At 31.8% G+C, this 3,042-nt stretch carries 2 protein-coding genes; both read left to right on the top strand.

Translation table 11 applies throughout. The annotated features are described in order from the left end of the window. The first annotated feature begins 120 nt into the window (after positions 1-120). Positions 121-1,257 carry an AraC family transcriptional regulator gene (locus tag Q0975_RS28280; RefSeq protein ID WP_299444333.1) on the top strand — a complete coding sequence of 379 codons (1,137 nt, stop codon included), beginning with the start codon at positions 121-123 and terminating at the stop codon, positions 1,255-1,257. 147 nt (positions 1,258-1,404) lie between these two features. Then, positions 1,405-2,829, top strand: coding sequence for a serine hydrolase domain-containing protein (locus Q0975_RS28275; RefSeq protein WP_299444331.1), 1,425 nt, complete (start codon positions 1,405-1,407; stop codon positions 2,827-2,829). Positions 2,830-3,042: the final 213 nt, after the last annotated feature.

Raw genomic sequence — 3,042 nt, 5'->3', positions numbered from 1 at the left:
TCAAATAGTTTGTCTTCGCTAACGCTACGCAAACGATTTAACCAACGACGCTTAAGCTCATCTTACACTTAGTGTTACCTGCAAGCTCGATCAAACTAAAAGTAAATACAAAAAACATTAATGAGTAACGATTTTATATTACAAATAATAACAGCCATTTTGTGTTTTGTATCTATATTATTTGCAATATTTCTATTATTTGTAGAATCAAAAAATAAGTTAGGGAATAGAATTCTTGCTTTATTTTTAATTGTCAGAGCCATTGATGCAAGTGTTATTATCTATATCAATTATATAGCAGTGCATCCTGCTTTGGATGTTTTTAGGCATGATGCTGGTGGATTTCTACAATTACCGCTATTGTTTCTCTTTGTACTATCTATTATCTATAGAGATTTTAGGTTAAAGCGAAAGTACCTGTTACTATTAATTCCTTTTTTGTTGAGCACATTAGTAGCTATTCCTCGATACTACCTTGAGTATTTAGGGTTTAGGAACTCGCTCTTTGATGGTTTGCCGTTAAGCTTTGAAATTTCGTTTACATATAGCCTGAATTTTATTCAAAATCTAAGTTTAATTGTACTAACATTTGTTATTTTAAAACGGTATAAAAGAATCATGATGGAGAATTTTTCCAAGACCGACAATGATAACCATCGTTGGTTGCTTCAAATGAATGTGATAAGCAGTTTTCTGTTTTTTGCGGCATTGATTAAGAACGTTCATAAGTACCAAGAAAACCCTCAATTTATTATGCAACTTAGGATTCTAGTAATGACTATCTCTTTACTATTTATTTGTTGGTTGGTATTTAAGGCGTTGATGGCACCCAAATTATTTAGAGGTATTGATTCTAGTTTACAATTGGTAAACGTAAACGATGGACCAAAACTTTTTGAAGAAACAAATGAAAGTAAGCTGACCCTGCAAAAAATTGAAAAGTTAAAGACGTATATGGATCATAAAGAACCCTATTTAAACCCCGAACTTACCATTGCTGAATTGGCCACCGAATTAGATATTAATGTTACAGAGTTATCTACCTTGATAAATCATCATTTATCTCAAAACTTCCATTTGTTTGTAAATCAATATAGAATACACAAAGCCAAAGAATTATTAAGCGATGTATCAAATAACTACAACATTCAGGAAATTTTATACAAAGTGGGCTTCAATTCAAAATCTTCTTTCAATGTTAGCTTTAAAAGCCTCACAGGCTTAACGCCTAGTCAGTATAAAAATAAAACCCTATAATTGAATTGATTATAAAAAAACAATATATTTTCTATACATACCAAAACTTTTTTCTTCATATTATTTTTGGTTCGAATATTTTATTCGTCATTTTTTTTTAGTTCATTTCTGTAGTATTGCTATAAATCACAAATAGCAACTTAAAAAATGAAATCAAATTCAATAAAATTAAAAACTACAAGTCTAGTCCTTATAGCAATTGTAACACTATTCACAACACCTTTAATAAGTCAAACCAATTCATATTCAGTAGAACTACTAGAAACCAAACTAGATTCTGTGATTCAATCTAGTATGGAATCTCGGCATGTACCTGGCTTGGCGTTTATCATTGTTAAAGATGGAAAAACACTTCTAAAAAAAGGCTATGGCTATACATCATTAGGAGATAATATTAAACAAGTAGACCCAGATTCTACCATTTTCAGAATCGGTTCTATAACAAAGACATTCACTGCTTTGGCGTTACTTCAATTGGCAGATGACAAGAAAATAGACTTAGATAAAGATGTAAATATCTATTTAAAATCGGTTAAAGTTCCAAACACCTTCAAGAAACCAGTCACCACAACTCATTTATTAAATCATAGTGCTGGTTTTGATGAATTACGCGGTCGAGTCGTGTATGATAAGGAAGAGCAAATACCTCTAAACCAATTTTTAAAAGATAAACTTGTCCGTTTAAGAGAACCTGGTATTGTTTCATCATATTCTACTTTTGGAATTGCCTTAGCGGGTTTATTAGTCGAAGATATCAGCGGCATGTCTTTAGAGGCATATATGCAAGAAAACATATGGAACCCTTTAAATATGGATATGACTTGCATTACACTCAATGAAAAAAATGAAGACTATGCGTCTATAGGTTATGAATATAGGGATGGAATTAATCTACCAATGCCATGGGAATTTTATCATACTTATCCTGCATCTGAAATAAATAGTACCGTTACAGATATGGGGAAATATATCCAAATGTATTTAAACTTAGGGAAGTATAAAGGAAAACAGGTATTGTCAAAGAAAAATGCATTGGCCATGCAAAGGCCACAGTTAGCAATACATCCAGAAATCGAATCGTTTTGTTATGGATTTTATGAAGAATATGCTGAAGATTTAAGGACAGTAAGTCATGGTGGTGATATGCTTGGATTTAGTGGTTATATGGCATTAGTCCCAGATAAAAACATGGGCATATATGTAGTCAATCACCATGAAGGAAGTCGAATTAGATATACGGTGCTTAATGCTATACTTCAATTTTTCAACCCGAATCCAAAAGAGAAATTTAAATATACTCGCTTAAAAAATGACTTATCGAAATTTGCAGGTACCTATATGTGGTCTACCTATTGCCATACGTGCGAAAATGCCTGGAAACCTAATCCTGAACAAATAAAAGTTAATAATGATTACACGATAACCGTATTTGGAGAAAAGTTTCATCAAGTAGAGTCTTTATTGTTTAAAAATGAAAGCGGAAGAAGAACGCTTGGTTTCCTGGAAAATAATAAAGGAAAAATCACCCACATGGCATTTGGAGCTAGTAATATGTTCGAAAGGATAGATTAAAATATTCATTGAAATACCCTTTTATAGCTTGGGTTTTAACTTTCAGAAAAAATATTAATTTATTCGACTAGAACTACTCATAGAAGCAAGGAGTTTTAATTAATTATGGGGCGAATAAGGCAAAAAAGCCAGCAGGTAACAAAGAACTGAGTTAAAAAACAAGTCTTTTTAGCCTAATTTAGAAATGAAGTTTTCATCGTATGGTCTTCCTGA

Origin of the sequence: uncultured Aquimarina sp., assembly GCF_947500065.1 — a bacterium.
Lineage (GTDB): Bacteria > Bacteroidota > Bacteroidia > Flavobacteriales > Flavobacteriaceae > Aquimarina.
This window is presented reverse-complemented; position numbering and strand designations above follow the sequence as displayed.